Annotated in this window: 25 protein-coding genes; 11 read left to right on the top strand and 14 right to left on the bottom strand. The window is 43.1% G+C overall.

The window, feature by feature from the left end:
- Positions 1-54 precede the first annotated feature (54 nt).
- Both CAL7507_RS02245 and CAL7507_RS02250 read left to right on the top strand, forming a co-directional pair.
- Positions 55-459: a VOC family protein gene (locus CAL7507_RS02245; protein WP_015126794.1), complete on the top strand. Its 405-nt coding sequence runs from the start codon at positions 55-57 to the stop codon at positions 457-459.
- Positions 459-953, top strand: a complete 495-nt coding sequence (locus tag CAL7507_RS02250) for a GNAT family N-acetyltransferase (protein ID WP_015126795.1) — start codon at positions 459-461, stop codon at positions 951-953. Before CAL7507_RS02245 ends, CAL7507_RS02250 begins: the two co-directional genes overlap by 1 nt.
- Before the next feature lie 32 nt (positions 954-985).
- Here the strand turns inward: CAL7507_RS02250 and CAL7507_RS02255 are convergent, their stop codons facing one another.
- Entirely contained in the window at positions 986-1,570 is a 585-nt protein-coding gene (locus CAL7507_RS02255) for a Uma2 family endonuclease (protein WP_015126796.1), read from the bottom strand.
- A gap of 341 nt (positions 1,571-1,911) precedes the next feature.
- On the opposite strand from CAL7507_RS02255, the gene CAL7507_RS02260 reads away from it, so the two are divergent.
- Positions 1,912-2,586, top strand: a complete 675-nt coding sequence (locus CAL7507_RS02260; protein WP_015126797.1) for a ComF family protein — start codon at positions 1,912-1,914, stop codon at positions 2,584-2,586.
- A gap of 81 nt (positions 2,587-2,667) precedes the next feature.
- Complete coding sequence (locus CAL7507_RS02265; RefSeq protein WP_015126798.1) at positions 2,668-3,126, top strand: PPC domain-containing protein; 459 nt, start codon at positions 2,668-2,670, stop codon at positions 3,124-3,126.
- Between the two features lie 105 nt (positions 3,127-3,231).
- On the opposite strand, the gene cobS is transcribed toward CAL7507_RS02265, so the two are convergent.
- A complete protein-coding gene (gene cobS, locus CAL7507_RS02270; RefSeq protein WP_042341150.1) occupies positions 3,232-3,993 on the bottom strand; it encodes an adenosylcobinamide-GDP ribazoletransferase in 762 nt (253 codons plus the stop codon).
- A gap of 360 nt (positions 3,994-4,353) precedes the next feature.
- Here cobS and CAL7507_RS02275 point away from each other — a divergent pair, with 360 nt between their 5' ends.
- The 5 genes from CAL7507_RS02275 (at position 4,354) to psbM (ending at position 7,139) form a co-directional block, all read left to right on the top strand.
- A complete protein-coding gene (locus CAL7507_RS02275) occupies positions 4,354-4,806 on the top strand; it encodes a hypothetical protein (RefSeq protein WP_015126802.1) in 453 nt (150 codons plus the stop codon).
- 166 nt (positions 4,807-4,972) lie between these two features.
- On the top strand, positions 4,973-6,076 hold the full coding sequence (gene tgt, locus CAL7507_RS02280) for a tRNA guanosine(34) transglycosylase Tgt (RefSeq protein WP_015126803.1): 1,104 nt from the start codon (positions 4,973-4,975) through the stop codon (positions 6,074-6,076).
- 165 nt (positions 6,077-6,241) lie between these two features.
- Positions 6,242-6,379: a photosystem II reaction center protein K gene (locus CAL7507_RS02285; RefSeq protein ID WP_010995059.1), complete on the top strand. Its 138-nt coding sequence runs from the start codon at positions 6,242-6,244 to the stop codon at positions 6,377-6,379.
- 183 nt (positions 6,380-6,562) lie between these two features.
- On the top strand, positions 6,563-6,859 hold the full coding sequence (locus CAL7507_RS02290; protein ID WP_015126804.1) for a 2Fe-2S iron-sulfur cluster-binding protein: 297 nt from the start codon (positions 6,563-6,565) through the stop codon (positions 6,857-6,859).
- Positions 6,860-7,022: 163 nt separating this feature from the next.
- Complete coding sequence (psbM, locus tag CAL7507_RS30400; protein WP_015113622.1) at positions 7,023-7,139, top strand: photosystem II reaction center protein PsbM; 117 nt, start codon at positions 7,023-7,025, stop codon at positions 7,137-7,139.
- Between the two features lie 253 nt (positions 7,140-7,392).
- Here psbM and CAL7507_RS02295 read toward each other — a convergent pair whose 3' ends face one another.
- Positions 7,393-8,244 carry a universal stress protein gene (locus CAL7507_RS02295; protein WP_015126805.1) on the bottom strand — a complete coding sequence of 284 codons (852 nt, stop codon included), beginning with the start codon at positions 8,242-8,244 and terminating at the stop codon, positions 7,393-7,395.
- Between the two features lie 694 nt (positions 8,245-8,938).
- Between CAL7507_RS02295 and CAL7507_RS02300 the strand changes: the two genes are divergently transcribed.
- Positions 8,939-9,379, top strand: coding sequence for a MerR family transcriptional regulator (locus CAL7507_RS02300; RefSeq protein WP_015126806.1), 441 nt, complete (start codon positions 8,939-8,941; stop codon positions 9,377-9,379).
- A 41-nt stretch (positions 9,380-9,420) separates the two neighbouring features.
- On the opposite strand, the gene CAL7507_RS02305 is transcribed toward CAL7507_RS02300, so the two are convergent.
- The 5 genes from CAL7507_RS02305 to CAL7507_RS02325 form a co-directional block, all read right to left on the bottom strand.
- A complete protein-coding gene (locus tag CAL7507_RS02305) occupies positions 9,421-10,650 on the bottom strand; it encodes an FtsW/RodA/SpoVE family cell cycle protein (protein ID WP_015126807.1) in 1,230 nt (409 codons plus the stop codon).
- 83 nt (positions 10,651-10,733) lie between these two features.
- Positions 10,734-11,780 carry a glycosyltransferase gene (locus tag CAL7507_RS02310; RefSeq protein WP_015126808.1) on the bottom strand — a complete coding sequence of 349 codons (1,047 nt, stop codon included), beginning with the start codon at positions 11,778-11,780 and terminating at the stop codon, positions 10,734-10,736.
- Positions 11,781-11,863: 83 nt separating this feature from the next.
- Complete coding sequence (locus tag CAL7507_RS02315) at positions 11,864-12,475, bottom strand: FHA domain-containing protein (protein WP_015126809.1); 612 nt, start codon at positions 12,473-12,475, stop codon at positions 11,864-11,866.
- A 3-nt stretch (positions 12,476-12,478) separates the two neighbouring features.
- Positions 12,479-13,153 (bottom strand): hypothetical protein, encoded by a 675-nt coding sequence (locus CAL7507_RS02320; protein WP_015126810.1) that lies wholly within the window; start codon positions 13,151-13,153, stop codon positions 12,479-12,481.
- A gap of 8 nt (positions 13,154-13,161) precedes the next feature.
- Positions 13,162-14,064 (bottom strand): hypothetical protein, encoded by a 903-nt coding sequence (locus CAL7507_RS02325; protein ID WP_015126811.1) that lies wholly within the window; start codon positions 14,062-14,064, stop codon positions 13,162-13,164.
- A 216-nt stretch (positions 14,065-14,280) separates the two neighbouring features.
- Here CAL7507_RS02325 and CAL7507_RS02330 point away from each other — a divergent pair, with 216 nt between their 5' ends.
- Positions 14,281-15,489: a glycosyltransferase family 4 protein gene (locus tag CAL7507_RS02330; protein WP_015126812.1), complete on the top strand. Its 1,209-nt coding sequence runs from the start codon at positions 14,281-14,283 to the stop codon at positions 15,487-15,489.
- Here the strand turns inward: CAL7507_RS02330 and CAL7507_RS02335 are convergent.
- The 6 genes from CAL7507_RS02335 to CAL7507_RS02360 form a co-directional block, all read right to left on the bottom strand.
- Positions 15,450-16,610: a glycosyltransferase gene (locus CAL7507_RS02335; protein WP_015126813.1), complete on the bottom strand. Its 1,161-nt coding sequence runs from the start codon at positions 16,608-16,610 to the stop codon at positions 15,450-15,452. The two genes, CAL7507_RS02330 and CAL7507_RS02335, sit on opposite strands and share 40 nt — an antisense overlap.
- Complete coding sequence (locus tag CAL7507_RS02340; protein ID WP_015126814.1) at positions 16,607-19,189, bottom strand: sialidase family protein; 2,583 nt, start codon at positions 19,187-19,189, stop codon at positions 16,607-16,609. Before CAL7507_RS02340 ends, CAL7507_RS02335 begins: the two co-directional genes overlap by 4 nt.
- Before the next feature lie 402 nt (positions 19,190-19,591).
- Positions 19,592-19,798, bottom strand: a complete 207-nt coding sequence (locus CAL7507_RS02345) for a phycobilisome linker polypeptide (RefSeq protein ID WP_015126815.1) — start codon at positions 19,796-19,798, stop codon at positions 19,592-19,594.
- A 232-nt stretch (positions 19,799-20,030) separates the two neighbouring features.
- Positions 20,031-20,519: an allophycocyanin subunit beta gene (apcB, locus tag CAL7507_RS02350; RefSeq protein ID WP_015126816.1), complete on the bottom strand. Its 489-nt coding sequence runs from the start codon at positions 20,517-20,519 to the stop codon at positions 20,031-20,033.
- A 65-nt stretch (positions 20,520-20,584) separates the two neighbouring features.
- Positions 20,585-21,070: an allophycocyanin subunit alpha gene (gene apcA, locus CAL7507_RS02355; RefSeq protein WP_015126817.1), complete on the bottom strand. Its 486-nt coding sequence runs from the start codon at positions 21,068-21,070 to the stop codon at positions 20,585-20,587.
- A gap of 372 nt (positions 21,071-21,442) precedes the next feature.
- Positions 21,443-24,838 carry a phycobilisome rod-core linker polypeptide gene (locus CAL7507_RS02360; protein WP_015126818.1) on the bottom strand — a complete coding sequence of 1,132 codons (3,396 nt, stop codon included), beginning with the start codon at positions 24,836-24,838 and terminating at the stop codon, positions 21,443-21,445.
- Between the last annotated feature and the right edge of the window lie 397 nt (positions 24,839-25,235).

The following is a 25,235-nucleotide window of genomic DNA, read 5'->3' on the forward strand; positions in this document are numbered from 1 at the left end:
TTGCCTATTGCCTATGCAAGTAAGTTCAAAAATCAAAACGGATTCCTTATAGATATGAAACTTCAGTTCACACACATTCGACTGCTTGTTTCCAACTACCAAAATTCTTTTTTGTTCTACCGTGACGTGCTGCAATTGGATGTCGATTGGGGCAATGAAAATAGCGGATATGCTGAGTTTAGTACTGGAAATATTAAGCTAGCTTTATTCCCAAAAGATTTAATGACTCAAGTAACCGCAAGTACTGAGCCACCTTCGTCTTTCCCCAGTCAAGATAAAATAACCTTGATTTTTGCAGTAGATGATGTAGATGAGGTATGTCAGCAACTCAAAGACAGCTATGCTACAATTGTCACATCACCAGCAGATCGCTCAGACTGGGGAATTCGCACGGCTCATTTTCGTGACCCTGATGGCAATTTAATCGAAATATTCAGCAATCTGGGTATTGTGACTTGATGAAAGCTAGGTATGGTGAATTTTTGATTCGTAACTGGGAGCAGGGCGATCGCACAGCCGCAGCCGCAGTCATCAGTTATGTACTATCAGAATATGGACTGGGTTGGGAACCAAATGGTGCAGACCGCGATGTGTTGCAAGTCGAAGAGTGTTACTTAGCAACAGGTGGTGAATTTTGGGTAATTGAACACCAAAGCCAGGTAATAGGTACTGGGGCGTACTACCCTGTTCATCGTGGCGAAAAAGCCGTAGAAATCCGTAAAATGTATATTTTACCCAGCGCCAGAGGATTAGGATTAGGAAAATATTTGTTACAACAACTAGAAACAGCGATCGCCGCCCGTGGTTTTCAGCAAATTTGGATTGAAACTGCCAGTGTTTTGGTGGAAGCAGTCAAATTATATGAAAGCAAGGGTTATGAACCAGCAACGGGTGTAGAAACAACAAGGTGCGATCGCGTCTATGTGAAATTCCTTCAGCAACCAAAAACTTAAGCTATGAGGCTGTTGAGAAATATCACCTTCATCTACAACTTAACTACCAGCGGTAACATCTCAAATACCCCAATCTGCAAATCAGGAAACTCTAAAGGTGAAATAGTGCTATCTTCTGATAAAGTCTCTTCACTTTGATAGCCATCTTCAGCTGGTTGGCGGAAAACATGCAATTGACGACCAACTACATCCAACACCCAATAATCAATAATTCCTGCTTTTGAGTAGGCTTTAGCTTTGGTTTCACAATCTAGTTTCAGACTGCTATCGGCTACCTCAATAATAAAATAAACCTCAGAAGGCGTAGGATGATGGTCTGCATAGTCCAAAGGGTCTATTTTCACAACAGCAACATCTGGCTCTAGCTCTGACCGTTCATTTAACTTAACTGGGTCTTGAATGGATATGCAAGCCCGATCACCTAAACGGTTTTCTAATAACTTATATGTTCTCCCCACTGCAGATCGATGGGCTGTTCCTTTAGCAATCATCCAAATTATCTTTCCTTCTAGCAGTTCCACCCGTTCCTCTGCACCAAAAATTCCCGCCTCCGCCATCCGGTGGTAGTCCTCAACTGTCCACAGGCGAAGTTGTAGCGTCGTTTCTGTGTTTTGCATAACTTGTGGGAGCAAATGTGAGGGTCGTGAGCATTAGTATCCTAGCATTCGTGGCTGATGATACTTGCCGTATGGGGAATGGGGAGAAATGACAAATGACAATTGATAAGCTGATGCACGCCTAAACCAAATACACTCACGAAGAAGGTTTGTCAAGGGTCAACCCTACCCTGCGGGTACTGCTTCGCAGTACGACTAAGCTCAGGCAGGGCAAGAAGTCAAGAGTCCAAGCTAGGATTTGACCTTGGACTCTTGACCTTTGACAAACTCAGCGCGAAATATACAATTTAAGTGCGTAACAGCTTATCAGCCATACCTGATGTCAAAAGGACAGACTAGCCGTGATTTATGGCAAAAATGCACTCAAAGGCTTACTTAACCTTTTTCTCCAATCCCATTGTCCGCTGTGTCAACGCTCCACAGATCGTGAACTTTGCTTATACTGTGAGCGACAATTGCAAACGTGTCACCTTCAAGACCCTAATTCACGGTGGCAAGAAGCGATACCAGTATTTAGTTGGGGGGTATATGGTGGTACCTTAAAAAGAGCGATCGCCGCGATGAAATACGAAAACCAACCCCAAATCGCTCATCTTTTGGGTCAATGGTTAGGGGAAGCATGGTTATTAAATTCACCAAAATCTGATACACATTTGGTAGTTGTTCCCATCCCACTCCACGCCAGCAAGCTCAAGCAACGTGGCTATAACCAAGCGGCGTTGATAGCACAAAGCTTTTGCCAAACAACTGGTTTAAAATTAAAACTCGATGGCTTGGAACGAGTCCGAGAAACTAAAGCACAGTTTGGTTTATCGTTATCCGAGCGAGAAAAAAACTTAACTGCAGCTTTTGCTGTGGGAAAAGGATTAAGCCGTTATTCAAATCCCCTAGTGCTATTAGTGGACGATATTTATACCACTGGTGCTACTGCTGCTTCCGCAGTGCAAACACTTGGTCAGTGTGGAATTGGGTTCTTGGGGCTAGCAGCAGTCGCTACCACTGTAAAAGACACATAACTAAACAAGTCGTGGGCAAGCCAGACCTGAGAACTTTATAATTAACCAGATTACCTTGTTTTTGTGAGAAAACTGCTTTAAATGATCAGCAAAGTTTTTGTGGCAGGATTGAAAAAAGTAATTATTGTTCCTGCGATATTACTGACAATTGGTATGAGTACAAGAGCAGCTTTTGCTCAAAATAAGTTATATAGTCCTATTCCTTTAGCTTCTAGTACAGAATTTACCGATACGCTTTCAGACAAAGATATTCCCACAGGTCAAGGTGGATTCGCCCGTGATTATACGGTGAAGTTGAATAAGGGCGATAATTTAGCTGTTGATTTAGCCTCTGAAAATTTTGACAGCATTATCACACTGCTAGCACCCGATGGAGGAACGTTAGCAGAAAATGACGACGGGCCCGATGGGAGCAGTAATTCTCTACTGTTTACCCGAGTTGTAGAAAGCGGGACGTATATCATTCGCGTCCGGTCTTTTGGCGAAACAGGGGTGGGGAAATTTAAACTTAAGGTGACAAAGTTGCAACCGATTAAGTGATATTGGTCAAGGGTCAAGGGTCAAGGGTCAATAATTATTTAGTTATTTCTCCCCCAATCCCCAGCGCTGCACTGAGCTTGTCGAAGTGTCCCCAATCCCCAGTCCCTAAAGAATAGTCAGCACGCACAGAAATAGGGCTTCAGTCCACTCTACGACCGCGCCGTAGGTGTCTCCTGTATGTCCGCCTAGTTTGTGGTTGAACCAGGCACCTGTTAAAGTGGCGATCGCACTTCCTGCGAATATCATTCCCATTGCTAAAAATAGGCGCTGGCTATTTAGCAAAAAACCTAAACCACTCAAACCAAACAACAGCAGCAGTCCCGGTAATAAATCCTGATAGGAACGAATGGCTTGTTTGTGCAATGCGCCTTTGCCAGTTGGTTTCAAGTAAGGATATCGGGCGATCGCTAGCTGTTGTCCCCAGCGTCCCCACCCACAAGCCGCCATTAACACTAACCAACGATTTTCCCCTATATCAGTTAATGCCGTAGTTTTTAGTAAAATTAAGGCGATCGCTGCCATTGCTCCAAATGCACCAGTCGCACTATCTGCCATCACTTCTAGTCGCCGTTTTGGGTCGCCTACTGCCAAGCCGTCGGCAGTATCCATTGTGCCATCTAAGTGTAGTCCTCCAGTTATGCCCATCCAAATACTTATTACCAAAGCACTACGGGTTAGCACTGGCATACCCAAATAATTCATCCCCTCATCGCATAGCCCTAAAATTCCCCCAATCATCAGTCCTACAAGTGGAGCAAGCTGTGCCACCTGACCAAATTCTAAATCGTGTACATAGGGCATGGGAATACTGCTGTAAAATATAATACTTGCAATCAACCTTTTCCACCACTGATGCTGCTTCGTCATATTAGTTACAATTATCAAAAAACTGTTTGCAAAATGACGTTTATAATTCCCGCACAAGAAGCAGCAGAAGATTTTAAAGCTTTAGATAAGATTTATTCTGCGTCCAGATTCATGCAAAAAATTTTGTTATGCTTATCTAAGTGATGAATGTATATAATAGTATCCTTTTTTACAAAATTCCATTAATTCAGGAAGTAAAAATTGCATTAGAAAAGGCTTTGTTTTGTATTCTTGAGCTAACAACTGATTCCAGGTTATTAGACGATCGCCCTACAAAATTGATATTTTTTTAAATGTAGGGAGTTCGCCTAGCTGTAAAGCTTGTGTTGTAACTCACCTTCCCTCATTCCCCATTTCCTTATGAGTCACCATCTACCCGACACCAGGATACCAGCTCCGTGTATTGTGAACACGGGCATTATCGTGAATAAGCTCGACATGCGCCGATTACTGGCTGATTTAGGTCGAGTCCACTACATCTACACCCAAGAAAGCCAGTTACTCAGTGAGGGTGATGGGGATGTGATGGAAGTCTTCGCCAACTCACAACGGTCTACACTAGTTGCGAACAATGCGCTTTATTTGAATCTTCATAGTTTTGATTACCTAGAACTGAAACAGTCTCCGCAACAACAAACCTACTTTGATCTGATGCAAGAAGGCGTCTGTCTGCGGCTGATTCCCCTTTCCACTCCCTCCCAAGAACGTAGAGATCGCAATTTGAACGTCAGCGCCATAGAAGCGATGATGGAGCAAGTACTCTCAGCCAAATGGGATGCGGAATTTGATGATGATACCTCTGATTCGTTCTAATATCATTAGTTATTGGTCATTGGTCAAGGGTCATTTGTAAAGAGTCAACCCTTCGGCTACGCTCAGGGCAAGAGGTCAAGATTTATCAGTAATTTCTCCCCCTGCTCCCTGCTCCCTGTCCTATGCCCCATGCCCTATGCCCTATTCCCCATAATTTATTTTTGCTTTGAGTGATAACTTTTCTTTTCAATGTCTAGCTCAGTGCAGCCAGACAAAAGCTAGGGCTGGGGTGTTCTTTACACCTCATGGCCCTGTAGAAACTCCCAGATTTATGCCGGTGGGGACGCTGGCGAATGTCAAAACTGTGACTCCAGCCCAACTTAAGGACACTGGGGCACAAATGGTATTATCTAATACTTATCATCTCCACATCCAACCAGGGGAATCGATCGTGGCTGGAGGTGGTGGATTGCATAAGTTTATGGGTTGGCACGGGCCGATGCTCACCGATTCTGGTGGGTTTCAGGTCTTCAGCCTCAGTGAAATGCGAAAAATTACAGAAGAAGGTGTAACGTTTCGCTCACCACACGATGGACAAATTATCAATTTAACACCAGAACGCTCCATTGGAATCCAAAATACTCTGGGAGCAGATGTAATTATGGCGTTTGATGAGTGTCCACCTTACCCCGCAACTCGCCAAGAGGTAGAAGCTGCAACTGAGCGGACTTACCGCTGGCTAGAACGCTGTACTGTCGCCCATAAACGCAGCGATCAAGCGTTGTTTGGCATTGTGCAAGGTGGTGTGTATCTAGATTTACGCTCCCAAGCCGCTTTAGCGCTAGCTAAGTTAGATTTGCCAGGATATGCCATTGGTGGCGTGAGTGTGGGAGAACCAGTAGAATTGATGGCACAGATCGTGCAAACTACAGCACCACTGCTACCACCCGACAAGCCGCGTTACTTGATGGGTGTAGGGACATATCGGGAGATGGCGATCGCCATTGCTTCTGGTGTAGATTTATTTGACTGCGTAATTCCTACCCGCTGGGCTAGGCATGGTACAGCGATGGTGCAGGGCGATCGCTGGAATTTGAAAAATGCTAAATTTCGTGAAGATTTTGCCCCATTAGATGAAACTTGTCCATGTTATGCATGTCAAAACTTTAGCCGTGCTTACATATCTCATTTAGTGCGATCGCAAGAAATTTTAGCCTACACCTTGTTGAGTATCCACAACATCACAGAACTAATTCGCTTTACCCAAAAAATCCGCGAGGCAATATTAAGCGATCGCTTTGCCACAGAATTTGGTCACTGGCTCAATTGAATCATGGAAAATGAGAAACGACTCCCGACTCCCGACAAATAACCAATACCTCGGCTCCGCTCGGTACAAGTGACAAATGACAAATAACCGATGACCAATACCCAATCCATGTTACGATACATCTCAATTATGAATGCTGTGTTGGATAGGTGGATTTAAACAAACATGGAAGCAGCACTTTTATTAGCAAAACTGCCCGAAGCTTACCAAATCTTTGACCCTTTGGTAGACGTTCTGCCAATTATTCCGGTCTTCTTCTTGTTGCTAGCTTTTGTTTGGCAAGCAGCTGTGGGTTTTAGGTAAGCCAGTCTATTGACTATCTCCTGGACAGGTATCTCACCTGTCCTATTTTTTTGTCACATCAACTTCTCAAAACTTGATACTTCTTCATATTTTGTAATAACTTAATATAAGAAAGTAATACGGTATATCAAACCATGTAAACACAAAGCTGTAAGCCACACTTACAGTTAAGGAGGAATCAATATGGGTAATATCAAATTCGTTAAAGAAAATAAAGAAATCATCGCTGCAGACGGGGCTAACCTCCGGCTCAAAGCAATACAAAATGGCATTGACATTTATACAATATTTGGCAAGATGACGAATTGCGGTGGCTACGGACAGTGTGGCACTTGCATCGTGGAAGTAGTCGAAGGGATAGACAATCTTTCTCCCCGCACAGATGTAGAGAACAAGAAGTTGAAAAAAAAGCCTGAAAATTACCGCCTTGCTTGCCAAACTTTAGTAAATGGGCCAGTTAGCGTGGTAACGAAGCCTTAAGCATTTGAGTTCAGCGGTCATGGCTGGCAATTGCATCTAGCCAAGCACTAAAAGGACTGCCAGTATTGAGTTGCCTCTTTTTGAATTGTGAATTGATAAACTCTGTCATCGATGATGCTATTCTAATGTTGTTGACTGGAAATTTAAGAGAGGCTTTATTGCCATGCAAGTTAATGACCTAGGGTTCGTAGCGAGCATTCTGTTCGTACTAGTTCCCTCTGTGTTTTTGTTAATTCTGTACATTCAAACTGCCAGCCGCGAAGGTAAAAAAGATAGTTAATACGTTGTCTATAAAATAAAAACCCCTACACTCTTCGTGCAGGGGTTTTTCGTTGGTCAACAGCTAAGTTGATTTTGACCAAGAAGAATTCAGGAGCCAAAATACAGAAAAGGGATGCTGTAGGAGTGGTTGATGAATCTTGCTTTCCAATCGCCGACTTGAAATGCGCGTGAAAAAAGAAAAATTTCCATTTTGAAGCGAATATCTACCCTGCACTAACATTCTGAATTCTGCCTTCTGACTCCTTCTCATCTTAAGCGACTGTACGCGCCAACAATACAGGACAAGTAGCATTGACTCGGACGTAATCAGACAAAGATGCACCTATTAGTCTGTCTATATCAACAAAATTCTTGGCCACCGATGGACGACGATCTGGAGAACCCAACAACAATAAGTCTGTGCTTAACTGCTCCGCCAAACGACAAATTTCTTCACCTGGTTTGCCACTGCTGATGAAACAACGAGTTTGAATTCCCAGTCTTTCTGCTTGTGCAGCTGCTGCAGCCAAAACAGAATTTTTTTCCGGGGTAATTTCATTGACTTCAGATGATTTACCACGCAAATCTGTAGTCACATTAGCCAAAATTAGCTGACCACCCTGAATATCTCTTAGTAAAAATAGAGCTAAATTCAAGCAGTTCTTTGCTGAATCAGAGTTGTCAATTGCCACCATAATGCGCTTAATTCTTTTGACATAAATGTCGTCTTTTACCAGCAACATGGGGCGAGAAGACAATTGAAAAACATACTGACTCACGGAGTTTGATAAAATCGATTGCAGTCGCTTGAGTCCGCGTGAACCCATGATAATTAAGTCAGCATCAATTTCATCAGCTACCTGGCAAACCACACTTTTGGGATCGCCTTGCCGTAAAATTGAAGAAACTTGACTCGGATCTAAGTTCAAAGACTGAATTGCATTAGCCAAGATTTTGCCGCCTTCTTCCCACTTCTCTGTCATGGCAGTAGCGTTAGATTGAGCGGGAACAACGTGCAAAACTGTAACTTTTGCAGACTGGATTGATGGCACTTCTTTCAATGTTTTGAGCATCTCTTCTGCGTGCCCTAATCCAGAGACAGCCAGCAAAATTCTCTCTATCATCTTACGTCTTGTTGTTAAGGTTGCTTTGGTTTTTGCTCTTACGAATTAGCTCGGCCAGGATTTTTGCTACCTTGCTGAACAACCTAGTAAGTCATGCCGCACAAATTAACTTCATAGTTGATAGTCAATACTTTACTAATTAGAAGCATTGAAATATAAAGTTTATTTGCACTTAGTTACTTAAGATTTTCAACTAGGCTTCGATGATTAAGCATACTCTCAATTTAGCCTGCTCAACTTAATGAATTATGATATTAGTTATTATTTTTAATCTATGTTAACCTTTGTTCATTAAAGGTTAGTTAAGTATTGCAAAGAAGCACTAGAAAAAGTAGGTTGATTATATCAGTTTTAGAGTTTGTTTCTAAATTTTTAGGAAATTTTAAAGATAAATTATTGTGTATTTATAGATTGTTTATGATGTTCAGATTCCCGACTTCTATAAGAAGTGGGGGATCTCGCAGCCCAACAAAACAGCCATTGTCTCAACGCCACACATAAAGCCTGTTTTACTCCTGAATTCTGCCGTATCAGGATTTGAGCTACTCTGTCTATACTTAGTGCGACTTTCAGGATTGAGGTAGCAAGTGTAACTGGTGGCGATCGCATAATCAATCGCTGTCGGCTGACGATCACAAATTAATGTATTTAGTAATACATTTGGCTGTCACAAGTCTTCTGTAAAATAGTGATTATGCAGGAGATATATTTTACAAGTAAGGAAGCGGCAGAAATTACTGGCTGTACTCTCCGCCAGTTGCAGTATTGGCGAGATAAGGGTGTCTTAACCCCTGGTATCAGTGATGTGGGCAATGGGCGTACTATTTATTACTCCCAGTCTAGTTTGGTAGAACTGGCAGCAATGGTATATTGGCTGTCTGTGGGTTTAAGCCTAGATCTGGCTTGTGAAACTCTCAAAAATCTGAAATACGCAGAACCAGATTTGTTTATTTCGGGTAAAGGTAAGCGTTTTATGCTGTTACAGGAAACACCGGAGACAGCACTTACCCTTGTCGAATATGACAGAGAAAGGGCGATCGCATTTCTCGACGCAGGTAAACCTGTGATTCCCGTATGGCTAGATGTGATTTATCACCAGTTGTTGCAGAAGTTGGAAAAGCAAGCTGTTAAATAAAAGAGGTAGTCAGGGGAGACGCGATGAATGGCGTACAAGAGTTATTTGGTATTGTTTCTTTGAAAAAATCGACGACGCTGACGCTGATTGTCGGGATTGGGCGATCGCAATGGTACAACTTCTGCTTCATTACTTTCTCGTGCTACTCGAATCAGCAACCCTGCAGATACTAAACTGGCAATCATGGAATTACCACCGTAACTAAACATGGGTAAGGGTAAGCCTGTAGTTGGCAGAGATCCTGTGGCGACTCCAATATGCAGCAATGATTGTCCTACCATCAAAATCATCACACCGATCGCTACTAGTCGATTTACCGGAGTTTTCGCCCTCAGTGCCACAACTAAAGCCAGGGTGGCGAATATGGCTAGCAATACTAACAACACTACACCACCAATAAAGCCAAATTCTTCGGCAAATACCGCAAAAATGAAGTCTGTGTCTTGAATTGGGAGATAAAATAGTTTTTGTTGAGAAAAACCAAACCCAGAACCCCAAGTTTCACCGGAACCAACGGCGAGTAAACTTTGCACTAGCTGATAGCCATCTCCTGTAGCGTCAGCCCAAGGATTGAGGAAGGACATCACACGTTTGCGCTGATATTCTTTGATACTAATACTGAGTACGGCTAATAGCACTCCACCAAATGCGGTTCCTCCCAGATACTTATAAGGTAGCCCAGCAGCTAGGGCAATTAGCCAAATAGTCATACCACAAAGTGCGGTTGTACTCAAGTTAGGTTGGGCGAGAATTCCTAAAAGTACAAGACCAAAAATTCCTAACCAAGTCAAGCGTATTCGCCAACTCACTCGTTCCCATTGACCAAAAAGCCTAGCACTTTGCAGTACCAAAAAGGGTTTAATCAATTCTGAAGGTTGAATTGGAATTGGCCCAATGGCTATCCAGCGCGCTGCGTCAAAGGCTTTTTTCCCTAATCCGGGGATGAGGGTGACGAAAATTAACAGCAAAAACAGAATCAAAAACCAATGGGATATCCCTAAAATTTTCCGCAAGGGGAGATTAACAATAATGTTGAAAATAACTAAAGAAACTAAGACCCAAATGATTTGACGTTTAAAGTAGTACAGCCCATCATGCTGGCGTGCATCAGCAACGGGATAAGATGCTGAAAACAGCATGATTAAGCCCACAAATAGCCAAATAAATGTTAACCAGCGCAATAATCGCGCTTCTAAAGCCCAGCTGGAGACGGAATGATCAAAAATTGGGATGATGCGGCGTAGATTCGTGAATACATTTAATTTTCCCATGTTGGAGGAGTAGGGGGATTGGGGACTGCACTTCGACTTCGCTCAGTGTCCAGGGACTGGGGATTACTGATAACTGTTAACTGTTAACTGTTCACTGATTTAATCTGATGTACTGCTTGTATAGCACCGTTAATATAAGATGGCAAAGATAGGTGTTTGTGTGGTTCGATTTGATCTAACAATTTTCTAACAGTGATGTAGATGTCTCGCAAGTTGTTTTCTGATATGGGATCGTCAATATTCTGCACCCAATAACTTTTACAAGCTCGTTTTTTTTGGCGATCGTACAATCTGGGAAAAGCCAACGCTACCAAAGGTACACCCACGGCAGCACATTCGTAAACCGTGTTATAACCCGCACCTCCGATTACAATATCGGCTGCTGCGAAACACTCAATTCCCGGATGGTGGGATATCCATAAAGCCTCTGGACAAGCTTGGGGACAAGTAGCAGCTAAAATTCTGACAGCACATTCTGGGAAATTTTGATGTAGTTGCAGTGCTAGTTGACCGAATAAAGGTAACTCTGAGATGTTACCGCCTGCACAAATCAGGATGGTTTTGATGGATTGGTCAACTTTGAGAATGTGCGATCGCATGGTGATTCTATCACTCAATTCCCAGGCATTGCGAATCAGCCAGGGTGCTGTATGTTGCACATTGGGTAAGTCACACAAGGGTAAATCTTTTCCTTCTCCCGGTACAATCACCATGTCAAAGTTTTCACGCACAAATGACCTTAATTGCTTGGCAGTAATATAACGTGGGTTAATATCGCGATGAATTAAAATCCGAGGGATGTGGCGTAACTCTGGTAGGATGTCTGCCAACTCACCCCCCAAACCCCTAGGAAATGTATCGATAATTAAGCGATCGCACTCAGTTTCGCGTAAAATTGCCTGTACTTGCAAACAAGTTGCAGAAAAACCCACGTCTTGAGGAATCGAATGCACTAAGCAATTTTCATTGTCTATTTGTTGTGCATAGGGACTATTTGTAATAATCTTAACTTTGCTTCGACTACGCTCAGTAACCATTCTTTGAGTTGCGGCAATTCTCCCCAAAGATAAAGCACGAGTTAGATGTCCCCAGCCGCTACCCAAAGCGTAAATTAACCAGGTGTTTGTCAATTTTCAATTGTCATTTGTTATTTGTCATCTGTCATTTGTTAAGACTCAATAGTCATCACCTATTGCCTATTGCCTATTACCTATTAACTAGCATCCATATTTTTTTCAAAATCACCATCTTTTTCATTTTCTAAACTCTGAGAGTCGGCTTCGGTAAAGTCTACATTACCTGTTTCTGGGTCATATGAGTAGCGTTCATGATCATCATAATATCTGCTGCCCCAATTGCCAGACCGATAATAACCATATTCTGAATAATAGGCGTAATCATGATCGTATGAATCGTTGCAGTGAGGACAGTCTGTTCTGTCGGTGCGTCCACAGGGACGTTTAAACAGGAAGCCTACCATGCGATCGCACTCCCATGATGCCGCTGTTAAGCTTACCACAATTTCACAGGAGCCGATTTCCAGGCGATCGCCATCTTTGAGGCTACAACTACTCAACTGAACACCATTAATTTTTATTCCACTGCTACTATTTTGGTCAGTAATCATTAACTCTTGATTTTGCCAATCAATCAAAGCATGGTAATCTGCTATTAAGTCATCCTGAATCACTACTCTGGAAACTCGTTGACCATCACTTTGTTGTGGCATTGCCTGAAATTTTTGCCCAATCGCCACTGGAGTTTCTAATAATGGTTCTCGGCGTTCTTCTGTGTTGGGTTCTATCCAACTTAATTGAATCTGCAAAGTTTACTTTCCTCCTGTTAAGTTTACAGCATAAGCCAGAGCCGCTTGTTGTTCGCGTGTCATCACATCAAATCCAAAGCAAGCAAATGCAATGGGTGACAAACCAGATTTTGTGGAAAAAATGGTTTTGTTAGCTGCATCTCTCAAAGAGGTTTTACCTTCTTTGACTTTCACCTGATAAACTAACTTTTTGTCTGGGCTTTGAATCTCAAAACCATCATCTTGTGCTTTAATTAGATAAATTTCCTTCTTAGCAGTATTCTGTAATTGATAATTACCATCAGGCTGCTTTTTGAGAATATATAAATCTTGCTTTTGTTCCGGATTTTTCAGCTTCCAGGAGTCTTTTTCTGTCACCACATAACCCAGAACTTTATCCGAGGAGTTTTTAATTTTAATCTGACTTGGTTTATCTGTTTTAATTTTAGCTAACTCTTGATTTTTACCATCAACTAATTTAGCCCCATCTGCTTGCTGTTTGAGAGCAAATAAATCAGAACCACCGTCAGTTTTAAATTTGATTTTCTCTGTCTTCGCAGCAACATCATTATTAGCTGGTGCTGTTTGTGAAACTTTGGGCGCTGGTGAATCTGTTACAGATTTAGCATTACTATTGCAGCCGAAGTTAGAAGCGATTAAAAAAAATAACAACAAACTTTGTAAAATCGCTATTTTCATATTTTTAATTATTTAGAAAGTAATTTTGCTAAATTTAATACTTGATATAAACTCAAAAACATCATCGTTATTGTTTGATATATTTCCTCTTGATTATCTTCGACTTGGGGAGCCATTCTGACATTCATATACATAGATTTTTCTCCTACCTCTAACCCTTTCATATAAGATAGTTTTGGTAGCTTAACTGCATTGCCTATTTCAGGCTGCAAAATTTTAACTGCTCCATAGCGACGCTGAGGATAGGTTAAATTTAAAATTACATCTAATCCTAAAGATTTTGTTTTGGTTTTATATTTATGCTTGCCACTCCTTCCGCGTTTCCAGCCATACTGAGTTTTAGATATCCCGGTTGCGGCTATTGCAAAGCGAGTTTTATCTAAAAATTGTCCTTTCACTTCTAACCACGCGTGTTGATGTTTATCTATCTTCCATCCTGACTTTTGAGGATGAGGTATAGTTTCTGTTTTATGTTCTTTGTTTCCGATTTTTTTGAAAGATAACCGCAACTCAACTTCATTACTTTTATCCATGTCTCTTGCCAGCATTTGCAGAACTTTCTTAGCTATCTCATAGCGATAGTTGCTAATGTTTAATCTGCCAAATTTTGCTCTTTTTACTAATGCATAAATTCCTGCAATTATTAAACCAATGCTAGCTAATAATAGCAAAAGCCCTACTAAACCTAATAGCCCATTATCAGTGATTAAAAAAGATGTAATGAAAATCAGTACAATTGATGCAACTGCCGCTAAAAAGCAGTAAAGTGCTTGTTTGCCATATTTCTTTTGTTGTATTTCGGCTAATTTGTCTAGTGATGAAATTTCCTGTAACTCAGCTATAACATTACTAACTGGTGCTTTTACTTCATAAATTAGGTTTTTCCGGAATTGTTTTAATTCAATCGGCATGTTATTTAGTCTCGTAAATAAGCAATAATGTTTCCCGATATGTTAGGAAAATTTGATTTTTTGAGAGGTTAATGGTGTTCAGATCCCCGAATTCTAGAACAAGTCGGGGATCTCGCAGCCCTACGAATTAATATAAAATTGCTATTCTAGACAAAACCTATACAAGCTCGCCGTCAGTATAACAAACGCAAAATTCAGTGTCAACGAGATTTATAGATGTTAATAGATCAACCAAAAATAGCCTATATTGCCTTTGATACCGTTCCCGCACCGAAAGGCGCAGCGATACATATTGCGGCTTTTGCTATTGCCTTAGCAACAACTTTTCCTAAAATTCAGTTAGTGACAGTTTCTCCCACAACGAATAGCAAAGAAGGTGATGAAATTTTCGCGCAAGTGATGCAAACAATATTACCTGCTATCGGCGATAATTTGATTACTCGCATTTTGTATTTTCGTCGTTTGTTGCAGGTATGGTTACAAGGCAGGCGATTTGAAGTAGTGCAAATCCGCTCTATTTATGAAGGCTGGGAAATTGCTCTTAATAAAAAAAAATATTGCGATCGCCTGATTTTTGAAGTTAACGGCTTACCCTCAATTGAACTAAAATATCGTTATCCTGATGTGGCTGATGATCGGGAATTGCTGCATAAATTATATTCCCAAGAACAAATTTGTTTAACAGCCGCCGATTTAATTATCACACCCAGCGGTGTTACCGGTGAATATCTTCAAAGTAGAGGCGTAGCACCCGAGAAAATTCGGGTAATTCCTAACGGTGTAAATTTAAATATATTTACAAATGATGAACATAACCACATAGATTTATTTGCGTCACCTACCTTAAAAATGATTTATTTTGGCACGCTTTCGCCTTGGCAAGGTGTGAATTTAGCAGTTGAGGCTTTGGCATTAGTAAATCGAGATTTTCCTGCTTATTTAACGGTGATTGGACAAGGCAAAGACTATCAAATCAAAGCATTAAACCATCTAGCGAAAAAGCTGGGAGTAACAGATAAGCTAACTATTCTAGAACCAATGTCACAAACACAATTGGTGGAATATATCCATACCTCAGATGTAATTTTGGCACCTCTCACACCCAATGATCGCAATCTAGTACAAGGTTGTTGTCCTTTAAAGATTTTAGAGGGAATGGCGACGGGAATACCTGTGATTGCGAGTGATTTACCAGTGGTGAGAGAGTTAGGCGAGGATGGCGTGCATTTTTTATTAGTTAAGCCGGGTTCAGCTAAAGCAATTAAAGATGCCGTATTGCAGTTGCAAAATGATCGAGAATTAGCCAAGCAACTGGCTATAAATGCCCGTCAGCGAATTGAAAAATATTATACTTGGCAACGTGCGGGTGAAGCTTTGATTGCTGCTTATGCTGAATTGGGAATTAAACAGTCAATTAAGGTGTGAAGTTGAAATTTTTCCTGAGCTATGGAATATTGAGTGAGAATGCGATCGCGTGCTGCTTGTCTAAGTCGATTTTTGTCCTCTGGAGACATGGCTAAACATTCCAGTACCGCCTCACCCAGCTTGTGCAAATGCGATCGCGGTAAAACAAAACCATTTTCACCATGTAAAATCACTTCAGGAATCCCACCCGCATCACTCCCAATACAACAACAACCGCAAGCCATCGCCTCTAATAAAGCATTCGGCATTCCTTCCCACAGTGAAGGCTGGAGATAAACATCACATAGCCGCAGATGTTCAGCAACCTTCTCTTGATTAGGTAAGTGTCCAGTAATCACCACCCGTTGAGCGTTTTCTGGCTGGTGAGTTTTGTATAATTGCAACACAGATTCCTGAGATGCCCTGACTTCACCGATAATTAACAGACAAGCGGGGCGTTGTTGAAGAACGGTTGTCAAAGCACTCAATAAAAATTGCTGTCCTTTCTTCTCTCGCAATTCTCCACAAAATCCTAACACTGCTTCATCAGGGGCAATTCCCAACGATTCCCTAGTAATTTCTCCCCTCTCTGCTGGGAAAGAAAATATTTCTGTGTCAACGGCATTTTTTAGCACCAAGACATCATCCCGCCCACTAAGTAGCTGAATTTTGCGAGACATATCAGCACTTACCGCCGTGATTACCTCCGCGTGTTGCAGCGTCCATTGCAGGCGGGCAAAGTCTCCTGGGGGGAACATTTCGCGGTCAATATCGTTACCACGGGCACTGACTGTACTAGCTATGCCTTTAAGTGCTGCGAACCAGGTAGCTAAAAAACCACTAGGAAATAAATAATGTCCCCATACCGCATCATAAGCATGGGAGGAGTGTAACCAGTCCAAGACATTTAATGTATGGGGCATCGTCATATCCCAGTGACGATATAACCCAATCCGATATACCCGGTATTTATCTCCTTCCTGGGGTGGCAAAACTTCGCCCGGTTGCAGGTAACGACTCCAGGTGACTACATCAATTTTTATACCGAGTTGGGACAGTGTAGTCGCTAGCCGTGTGGCACTAGTAGCTACACCTCCTAAATCTGGTGCAAATCTTTCTGTAATTAACAGTAGCCGTTTCATTTCTCGCCTACCATAATCCCACGACCTGACAATGCTGCATAAACGAGGTTAGGCGATCGCATATCACCTTCTAGATAAGTTATTCCAGGAAACAACAATGTATTAGGATCGCTGATAGCAATCCAAGTTTTACCCATATCTACTGATTTATACATCGTATCTTTTTTCGCGCCTCCCACACGACCAAAGATGTAAATATACGGTTTTTGCTCTGAAGCACCTTTCCCAAAGGTGATGAATTCACAACTATCTACCGTTGAGACGGGACTAAAGGTTTTCCCACTATCCGTAGAACGGTATAATTTGTTGGTTTTCACATCTTCAGGATTACGTGCAAAGCTCATCCACACATCGCCTGTTTGTGTGGGATTGGCCACAATTGCTGGGCGTACTATCCATTCGGGAAATTTCCCAGCTGCGCTTTTTTGCCAATTTGCACCGCCATCCGTGCTGTAGTAGAACGTCCAGCCGTCGTAGTAGTAGAATTTTTTGCCTTGGGGATCTTGGCGATCGCTTGCTAGTATGTAAGCACTTAACCACGGTGAAATGCTATTGGGCCAAGCTTTAGGTAGTGCATCGTAGTGTGTATGGTCGTTATTTTGGGGGTCGTAGGGCGATGGTTGTGGTGGATGATCTAGGTTATGCGCCAGCTTCCAAGTTTTACCGCCATCGGTGGTGTAGTGGGGCCAGCCTCCCCAAGTCGGCGCCCACACCATATTTTGGGGATTAGTCGGTGACATGGCAATCTGACCACCGATGGGTATCACCTCTTCCTGACCAGATTTATCCCCTTTCCAAAGATTTTCTTTCGGCATGGACTCGAACGCCTGCCATGTCTTACCGTTATCCTTGGTCATGCCATACACTGGCCAAAATTGCCATTGGTGGAAGCCTACAAATGCCGCATAGTCAGGATTTTTGTAGGAGTAATCCATACCTGAAGCCCCCGCCACATGGGGGAATGGTACAGGATAAACTTGCCAATTGGGATTTGCCCATTTATATGCTGGGTTAATGGGAATCTTGACTGGGTCAATTTTGGTGCTGGGTATTTGGTTACGGTCTAAGTGGCGAAAGCCTATCATATCTTGCACAGCACTCAGCAGGTCAGCGCCTCCTTGGGCTTTCGGCTTGGGTGGAACGCGCACTAGGTTAGCGTCCAACTCTTCCAAATTTTTCATCAGCCATTTATAAGTCGGGGTAGAGGCGGTGACATCATCGGTACGCGCTACACCCCAGCCATTTGTCCACCAAACTTGTTGAGAATTGCTGGGGTGGATAGCGATCGCTGCTCCACCCGTGGCAGAGTAGGACTGATAGTAGGGCGGTGCGGAAGCATTCGCTGGATCTTTCGGCTCGTTGGCGTCGTAAGCACCCATATACATGGTTTGCTTGTTCCAGTTTTTACCACCATCAGTGGAGCGGTACACGTACCTATCGGAAATTGTCATGACTGTGTTCGGCTGATCTGCCTGCACGGTCAGGCCTGTATAGATTTTGTCTTGTCCATCAGGTGTAATGTCAGTCCAATTATTACTTTGATATTTGCGAAGCCCTCCTGATGTCTGCTTGCCATTACTCCCCTGAGTGCCAAAGTTAACATATAGTGTGCCATCAGAGGCGATCGCACCCCGCAGCGGATCGACACCGCCAGCAATATTATTCCAGGAAGTGCCGCCGTCGGCACTGTACCAAACACCGCTACCATGAATACCAACGTAAATATACTGAGTTACAGTATTGGGTTTACTACCACGCTTGTCAAACAAGACAAATGTAAAACCGGGTATATCTGGATTGTCATCACCATTAGGCAATTTATATTCTGGTAAGCTATTGGGATTAGGTAGTCCACCAGATACACGATTCCAGTTCTGTTGACCATCCTTTTTCCATAAACCATCTCTCCGAGAAGCGAAATATAGCAAACTAGATTTATTTGGATCGATCGCTATTCTTTCTCCAACTTCTGAGCGGTATCCTTGGTTTGGACCAAGATAAACATTTTTTGGTGCTAAATCTGTTGGTTTCCAGGTTACACCCCGATCCTCGGAAACCATCACCTCAGCACCATATTTGTATTTAGTCTTCCCATCCGTATCTTTGAAGCTGACATAATTGCGATTGATAGCCACGTATACACGCTGTGGTTTTTGCGGATCAACAGCGATACTCTCTACGCCAATCCCACCTTTGGCAAAACTAGAATCAAATTGATCTAATATGGGTAGCCACTGATTATTACCAGCATCGAACCGATAAGCTCCACCAATATCTGTGCGGACATAGACATCATTGGGCGATAATGGAGCGATCGTTAAACCAGTCACATAACCCATCCCCTGAATGTTGACATTCTTCCAGTTGAAGAACGGTGATGATTTAGACTGTGTTAATTTAGACTGCGGTGGTTGTAACTCCAACGGTTTTGTTGACTGTACAGGAGTTACAGTAACTACAGACGGTGTCCGAGAAAATTGCAAGACTAAAAGTATTAATACTGTAAGTCCCAGCAGCAGCAAAAAACGGACTCTACTTCTGGAGTACGCTGAACGTACCTGACGAAGAAGCGCATTCATAGGGTTAAGTTATGGCATTCAGTGATGAGAAACTTTATTCTTGAGAAAGTAGATATCAAACCTGATGCACAATAGTTTTACTTAGTAGCATTTTTTGTCTCATCATCAATATAACAATAAAGACAAAATCAACGCACCTGATGGATGAGGCTTAATTCTTTAGGACTTACGCAACTGGCACAAGATATTTGTAGGGTGTGTGACGTTACGACAAAACTCTGTACATAGACTCAGGACTTACAGCGTCACGCACCATTCTTTGACTGTGACACATGCGTCAGTCCTATTCTTGACAAGTGACAAGTGACAAATGACAAATGACAATTTTAATACAAACAACAAAAAAGAGGCCTCATTAGACCCCTTTGCAACTCCCTAAAATAATCTTCCATTTGATAGAAATTACTGTAACCCAGCGTTAGCGCCTTGCTTACCAGTTGCTAATTCTACTTTGATAATTTTTCCGCCCGCTTTTTGAATGCGTTGCTGTTCACGGAACCAGTTTTCGTAAGGAACTAATTTAGTGAAGTAAGTATTTTGTAGTTCGCGTTGAGTACGAATTCGGGTTTGGCTGGGAACAACAGCAGTAATTTTAAACAATCGGGCCATAATGTCGAATCTCCTGTAGTGATAATCAAAACTCGTTATTTCAAAATCTTGAGTGCAAATCTTTAAAAGTTAATCACTCCAAGGCTGGAAATCAAGCATCAATACTAGACCGCTAACACTCATCTATGAAAAATTTATTTAATTCTAGATAAGCAATAGAACGTCCTAGCACTCACGATTGATTTCCAGACCTTAATAAAGCCGCACCTAAATATTAAGTGCAAACCAGCTTTTAGCTCAAGCCAGAGGAGATATAGTCTAAGTAAACACCGATTTCTCTACCGGCATCAGAACCGACTAGACCAGCAGTTACTTCTTTGATTGCTTGGATTGCTTGCACGGTAGCACCGACGGGCACACCCAAGGAATTGTAGGTTTCTTTCAAGCCATTTAGCACGCGCTCATCCAAGATGGAAGCATCGCCAGCCAACATCGCGTAGGTAGCATAACGGAGGTAGTAGTCCAAATCGCGGATGCAAGCAGCATAGCGACGGGTGGTGTACATGTTACCACCGGGACGGGTGATGTCAGAATATAGCAAAGACTTTGCTACAGCTTCTTTGACGATCACAGCAGCGTTAGCACTGATGGTACCAGCAGCACGCACGCGCAGGTCGCCACTAGAGAAATAGCCTTTGAGTTTCTCGATAGCAGCAGTATCAAGATATTTACCTTGAACGTCTGCGGAGTTAATTACAGCGGTAATTGCGTCTTGAGCCATGTTGTTAATTCCTTATTTTCAACAGTATTACGATATTTCTGCTTCAGTAGGAAAACAGCTTTACCCTACAGCAGGGCACCAACTAAATAGTCGAAGTAACTACCAGCTTCAGATGCATCTTCAGCAGACAGCAAGGAAGCAGCTACATTCTTCAGCCCACGGATACCTTCAGCAACGCCTTCAATAGGAGTTCCCAAGGACTTGTAAAGTTCACGAGCACCGATCACACCGATTTCTTCGATGGGGGTGACATCACCAGCAACGATTCCGTAGGTGACGAGACGGAGGTAGTAATCGAGGTCGCGTAGGCAAGTAGCGGTCAATTCTTGACCGTAAGCGTTACCACCAGGAGAAACTACATCAGGACGCTTTTGGAACAGTTGTTCGCCAGCTTGCTTAACAAGACGCTCACGGTTGTCTGTTAAAACTTGAGCAATCCGCAGGCGGCGCTCACCACTACCAACAAAACTCTTGATCCGATCCAGTTCGCCGGGGCTGAGGTAGCGAGCTTCTGCATCAGCATTCACGATAGCTTTCGTGACGATACTCATTAATGGATTCCTCCAAATACGAATGAAACCAGGATTTGATTAAACAAGCGCGACTTTAAATCTGGTAATCTGAGTTATTTTTGCGTTTTAACTTGGAAAACAACAGTTGACAAACTGCCATTACTAGTGCTTAACGAAATGCTTGGGTTAATACGGTTACACAAGCTTTTAAACTCAGCTACCTTCCGGAGATTATTTTCCGGCATTCTGTTGAGCATTTATGACTGCTCTTAACAGTTTGTAATATTTCCTTTCAGATTTACGTGATTTTAGCAATCTGAAAGTACTGTTACGAAAGGTTGCGACGGGGAATACTCAGTTATCAGTGAACAGTTATCAATTGTTAACTGTTCACTGTTCACTGTTCACTGTTTAGCGATCGCTTCTTCCGGTCAAGACAGCAGGCGACAGACTAGACCAGGATTGTTTCACCAAGTCAGCTGCTACCTGGACGCTACCGAGGTAATTACCCGCAGGTAGTGATGGGAAGCGTTGGTAAGGCACTACATCTTCACCAAAGTAGCGAGCATACTCTGGACTATCGATAATCCCCTCTACAGCCGCTCTTAAACCGCTATCAGCTAGCAGCTTGTTATAGGTGCGAATTTCGCCCTGAGTTGCAGGTGCGCGTCCCAATAGGTGACGGAATAGGTATTCAATCACTTTGGTGTTGGGATAAGGCGTATAGAAGCGTTTGCGATAGATTTCTGAGCTAGCTAGTTCACGCACAAATTCACGGACAGAAATTTCTCCGTTCCGCAGTTTACTATCTAGTTCAGTCCGGCGGTAATAATCAGGTACTTGACCGCTAAATACATCCAAGACCTGACGATAAGCCGCATTGATTACCAATTGTCTTTCAGCTTGGCCTGTACCGTTAGTCAAGCGGTAAATCCGCGCTGGTTTGCGGCGGCTTGTACCCACACCCACTTCTACCGACTGACCGCGACCGTCATTGAAGGAGCGACCCAGTTCAATAAACCGTGGCTTGGTATTGTCGGGAGCCTTAGCAAGGGAAGCCAAGTCTGCGATCGCCTGCGCTAAAAGTGGTGTCTTCGCAGACTCAATGCGGGCTTTCACTGGCTTAAAGCTAGGTACGACCACATCATCATTCTGCTTAGTCAGCTGGTTGTGCAGTTTTTCCGTATTCGGGAAATTAGCCGCAGGTAAAGTTGGGAAGCGACGGTAAGGAACTGTATCTTCACCAAACACCTCACGATACTCCGCACTGCTTAGTAAAGCACCAATAAAGGCATTAATACCTTGAGTAGCCAAAATCTGGTTATACTTGCGGATTTCTGCCTGATCGATGGGTGCGCGTCCCAGGAAGTGCTTAGTTCCCTGTTCAATCACCTTGGTGTTGGGATAGGGTGTGTAGAATTCTTTCCGGTAGAGGTTCGAGTAACCCAAACCAGCAATAAATTCTTTCACGCTGATTTCACCGTTGCTTAACTTGCTTTCTAGAACGGTGAATTCATTCTTAGCAATGTAAGGTGCTACATCGCGCTCAAAAACCTGACGATAAGCAGCATTGATCAAAGTTTTAACTGCAACTTTATCGTCGGTGTTCGCCACCAACTTGAAGATTTTGGTTTGTTCCCGTTGCTTGGTGACACCTTGATTGATGCGGAACTGAATATCTGGTTCTGTCCGAGATTCGGTGACAGTACCCAATTCCACAAAGCGTGGTGTTGCTTCTTTCTGGACTTTTCCACCAACGTCTTCACGAATACTACCAACTCGCAAGCGGCGTAATGCTTCACCACCAGGAGTCAGATAACGTTCGTAAGGAACTGTATCTTCCCCAAAGGCTTCAGTGTATTCCAGGGTGTCAAGAATGGCATCTACTACGGCATAAAAGCCCTTTTTGGAGGCAATGTCAAAATATTTGTTATTTTCTTGACGACCGTAGGTAGGACGACCCAACAGGCGGCGGTGAATGTACTCGATCGCTTTACAAACATACAGCGGTGTCCAGTACAAACTGCGGAATAAATCCGACTTCGCCAAAGCACGGACAAACTCTCTGACAGAAATTTCGCCGTTTTCCAGCTTGATTTCCAGTACTTTCTGGCGCTGACCTTCGTAAACGTCACGACCGAAAACTTGCAAGTAAATAGCCCGAATCACTGCTTGTGTGGAGCTTTCCGAGAACTTCACACTTGCACCCTTGCCCACCTTTTTACCAATGGTGCCAGGAACTTGATCCAGCTTGAACACCTTGGGACCAAGGCTACCAGGAGCGGCACCCCGTGCTTGGGGATTGCTATTTTGGTTATTAATCCCTGGTCCTTGGTGAATCAGAATCCGCTTTGTGTCCTTAGCAAAGGGCGCTGGACTGGTGCTGGGGTTGCGGGTTTCTTTCGAGAAAATCGCCCCAAACTGGATTTCCAGCGGGTCATTACCGGAACCGTAGGGATGTTGATCTGGTAGTGGGCGATCGTAAGCTGCGAATGTGGTGATGAATTGAGGGATTTTGCGGAAAGGCGCACTGTAGTTAAACAGGTCTTGCTGTAATCCCCAATTGCGACATTCTTGCGCTTCTTGACCCAGACCACGGATGTAGGGTACTGTCTCCTCACCAAAATAATCGCTGTATTCGGCAGAATCTACCAAGGCATCTACTAAGGCTGCCAGACCGCCTTTAGAAATAATGGCGAAGTATTTTTGTACTTCTTCGCGGCTACTAGGTCCCCGTCCCAAAATATGACGGAAAGCTAGTTCGATGACTCGGCTGTTAATAAAAGGCTGGTAAAACTGTTTTTGGTAAAGGGGAGATTTTGCTAAACGACGGACAAACTCTTTAACCGAGATGTCGCCATTTTTCACCTTAGATTCTAGGTCAGATATTGACAAGCTATAAGCACGGGTAATGTCGCGCTCAAAAATTTGCCGATATGTTGCTTTGATTACTTCATTTTTTTCGGTAGCTGACGACCCAGCCTTCAGCACAAATTTGGGACGACGTTCTGCCGAATTAAAGTAAATTTGGGGCAGTTGTAACCCTTGCTGGTCACTGGAGGGACGTTGACGCAGTTTCGTTGAAGGTGTTGGTGCTTGGAATTCAGTCAACAACACATCCATGTACTGAGACACAATCTCTGTAGCCTCGGCATCCTTGCGGAAAAACGAAAGTGCCCCTACTTTGATTTCTTGTAAAGCTACCAATGTAGCCTCACCAGAGCAGGCATTTTCAATGATTTCTCGCAGACCCCGTGTATTCACGGCAATGATATTGGGGTCTCCAGCGACGATCGCATAGGTAGCATAGCGCAAGAACCAGGATAAATCCCGCAAGCTCTTGGCCATGTTGCTCGGCCCATAACGAGCAATGTTAATTGGTCTAAAACCCGCAGGTGTCGGACCACCAGCAGAGGTGTTAAAGATAGAGCGTAAATTTTCTAGGAACCCACCTTTACTTTCAACATAGGTTACTGTTCCCAGTTTCATCCCCTCTTGAACATCACCACCGCCAACACTAGCTAGCACCAGTTCTGGTTCTTTGGGTTTTTCCAAAAAAGCCATTGGCGAACCACCGACAAAAATCCGATTGGCAGCTCGAGATACAATAATCTCGGAATTTTCCGTGAGCGTCTGGGCAATTTCTAGACGCTTTGCACCAGATGCAAAATAGCTTGCCAGTTCATTCAATTCGCCAGTTCCCAAAAAACGGTCTTGTTGTTCCGCTTGGGAAATCGTCGCCACAGCTAGGGTTTGATATAGTTGCGGACGCGCAACTGAGCTTCCACCACTTGCCTTAACACTCATCGGATTTATAAAACTCCCATCATAATTACTTATGTGTTAAGTCTGGGTTGCTTTGAGGCTTGACATATTAGTGTAGTCATGCCCTAAGAGTACCGCCTTCAAAACTGCCAGTAAATTAACCCAGTCAGCTTTTAGATTAGAACGTTTTGCGGTTACGCTGGTGGTTTATTAAGAAGTGTGTACAACCTGTAGCCAGAATCTACCAAGTTACACAAGTCTTGACTCCGGTTTCTCTGAGATCAAGTCTAAGTTTTGTTTCCGTTAATCACAAAACAGGACAGGATTTTGGGAATTGGGAATTGGGCATGGGTATTCTGACTGAACACGCCAAAATTAGGGAAATAATAGCTTTGTGGGTGTAGGTTAATATTGCCTTGGGAATTCATGTACTTAGAAA

It is taken from the genome of Calothrix sp. PCC 7507 (genome assembly GCF_000316575.1).
GTDB lineage: Bacteria > Cyanobacteriota > Cyanobacteriia > Cyanobacteriales > Nostocaceae > Fortiea.